This window comes from Paenibacillus zanthoxyli JH29 (assembly GCF_000520715.1).
GTDB classification, from domain to species: Bacteria; Bacillota; Bacilli; order Paenibacillales; family Paenibacillaceae; genus Paenibacillus_AQ; species Paenibacillus_AQ zanthoxyli.
In genome coordinates, this window is record NZ_ASSD01000505.1 from 1 (window position 1) to 3,069 (window position 3,069).

Genomic DNA, 3,069 nt, shown 5'->3' on the forward strand with positions numbered 1-3,069 from the left:
CAACCTTTCAACGGATTTACATGACGCTGTCAGGGTGAGAAATTGGCAAGCATAGGTTCGTAAAGGGCCTGCTTCAGAGCAAGCTCTGTTTCCTTATGCCTGTACCCGACCTATTTCACTTGGATTGAATTCGATTGTGATTGCTACAAGCTCGTAACAGCGAATGCTATGTGGTTGTTGGTTATTTCACGGATTCAGGATATACAGTATCCTCCATAAAATGTCAACCGATAAAGTTTCCACGTGATAACGGTGAAGAAACTTGTCTTAAAAAGATAACTTGCCGTTATAGACAGTGCCGAGAACCATACATAAGTCAAAATTTCCGGCCTTTGGCATCTAATCTTAAACGTGCTTTTCGACGAGCGGCGTAAGAGTTAAATCAAAAAGCCCCCGGCATCCCGCCGGGGGCTTAACTATGCATAAATAAAAGTTTGCGCACAAAGAAGCACTATGCTATGATTGAAGAACTAATGATTTTATTTAAAAAATCAAATAATAAACCCATCTTATTTACACTTTAATCTTACCACACGGCATTACGGTTTGTCAAACTTTCTTTTTCTTCAAATTCAAATGAAGGAGTGCATGCAGGAAGATGATAAGCGCGGAGGATTGGAAGCAAGAGCAGAAGCGGCTGGAGCTGGTTACGGAAAAGCTGCAAGCGAGAATCACCGAACTTGAGCCGGAGGTAGCCGGGCTGCATGGTCAGGTGGCGGACATCCGCAAACAATTTTGGCAGGAAGTTACCGTTAACACGAGCACGGACGAAGATTTTGAAGAGACCTTCTACAGTATCAGGCAGCAAGAAGCCTTATTGTCCGAACGAGAACGAAGCCACAGGCAGCGTGTACAGCAATGGAATAACATGAAAAGGCTGCTGGCATCCCCCTACTTTGGGCGCATCGATTTCCACGAGGATGGCTTGAGCAATACCGAGCAGGTCTATATCGGCGTGTCGTCCTTTGTCGATTCAGACGGCATGAATTTTCTGGTTTATGACTGGCGTACTCCGATCGCGAGCATGTACTACGATTATTCCCCGGGAGCGGCCGGGTATGACACGCCGGATGGAACCATCTCGGGGACGATGAAGCTGAAACGGCAGTATCAGATCCGCGAGGCGGGGCTGCAGAACGTGTTCGACACGAGTGTAACCATCGGCGATGAATTGCTGCAGCAGGTGCTCGGCAAAGGTGCGGATAATCAGATGAAAAGCATCGTTGCAACGATCCAAAAGGAGCAAAACGCCATTATCCGCGATGACACAAGCCGGATGCTAATCGTGCAGGGGGCGGCCGGCAGCGGGAAAACCTCGGCGGCGCTGCAGCGGGTGGCGTACCTGCTGTATAAGCACCGCGATCGGCTAAAGGCGGACCAAATCGTTCTTTTTTCACCGAATCCGATGTTTAACAGCTATGTATCGACCGTTCTTCCCGAGCTCGGTGAAGAAAACATGCAGCAGACGACCTTCCAGGAATATCTGGACCACTGGCTTGGCGGGACGTTCCGTGTAGAGGACCCCTTTGACCAGATCGAATACGTGCTGACAGAAGCATCAAGCCAAGGGTATGCGGCCCGGCTGAAAGGGATGGAGTACAAGGCATCCGCCGACTTTCTACAAGCTCTCCGGAATTATGCGCAGTGGCTGGAGCAGCAGGGCATGCGCTTCAAAAGCATACGCTTTCGGGACCGCGATTTGATCACGGCCAAGCAAATGCAATCCGTATTTTACAGCTATGATCCCTCCATTCGCATGACCAATCGCATTACTATGCTGCAGGAGTGGCTGCTTCGTGAGTTGACCCTGCTGGAAAGCAAGGAACGTGAGGCGCTCTGGGTGCAGGAGGAGCTTGATTATCTTGACAAAGATCAGTACGCCGAAGCGTATCATGCTCTGCACAAGGAGAGGGGCGTGTTTGACTTTGCCGAGCAGTATGAAAAGGTCCGCGAAAGGCTGGACGGCAAGGGCAGACCGGACGAGGGCGATTTCGACTATGCTGAGCGGGAGGAAGAGCTGCTGCGCCGGATGATCGTGAAGGAGCAGTTTAAGCCGCTGAAGCGAAGCGTGAAGCGGATGTTGTTCATCGATATGGCTGGGCTGTACATCCAGTTGTTCGAAGAAGAGGATGTTTTTAAAAAGATGATAAATGGAGCTGAAATTTCCTTGCTTTGGCCGGAAATCTGTGAGCAGACCAAGGAGAAGCTTGGCCGGCTCGAACTGTTCTATGAGGATGCGACACCGTACCTGTATTTAAAAGAGCTCATCGAGGGCGTTCGGACGAACACGGAGATCCGGCATGTATTCGTCGACGAGGGTCAGGATTATTCGATGTTTCAATATGAGTTCCTCAAAAAAATGTTCCCCCGCGCCCACATGACAGTGCTTGGCGATTTCGGTCAGGCCATCTTTGCTCAGGCAACGGAGCTGTACGGTGAAGAATCGCCGCTCATCCGGCTGTACGGTGAATCGGAAACGCGCTTGTTCCGCCTGGTTCGCAGTTACCGGTCAACCCGCGAGATTGTGGAATTCACGAAGTCTCTGCTGCCGAACGCCAAGGAGATCGTCCCCTTTGAACGAAGCGGCAGGAAACCGCTCCTCTGTAAGGTAGGCGGCGGCGAGAAGCGGGCTGCGCGAATAGCGGAGCATCTTGCGGCGCTTCAGGCGGAAGGCTTCGTCTCCATCGGCGTCATTACGAAGACTGCGGCCGAAAGCAAAGAGGCTTATGATCTATTGATGTCCCAGGGATGTCAGGGGCTGAGGCTTGTGACGAAGAACACGCCCACCTTCGAGAAGGGAACGTTAATAATCCCCGTGTATCTCGCTAAGGGCGTTGAATTCGACGCCGTTCTAATCTATGACGCCTCTTCGCAGACGTATCATCGGGTGAGCGAGCGCAAGCTTTTTTATACAGCATGCACGCGTGCCATGCATCGGCTTCTGCTGTACGCAGCAGGAGATTGGACCCCATTCATTCAGGTATTAGATACGTCCTTGTATGAGGTGGAGCAATATATAAGCTGAACTTAAGGTTTTCCCATCAGATACCAGTCGCAACTACGAGGAAC

At 50.9% G+C, this 3,069-nt stretch carries 1 protein-coding gene; it reads left to right on the forward strand.

Translation table 11 applies throughout. The features are described 5' to 3' along the window. Nucleotides 1-598: 598 nt before the first annotated feature. On the forward strand, nucleotides 599-3,025 hold the full coding sequence (gene helD / locus L691_RS0119280) for an RNA polymerase recycling motor HelD (protein WP_036737378.1): 2,427 nt from the start codon (nucleotides 599-601) through the stop codon (nucleotides 3,023-3,025). Nucleotides 3,026-3,069: the final 44 nt, after the last annotated feature.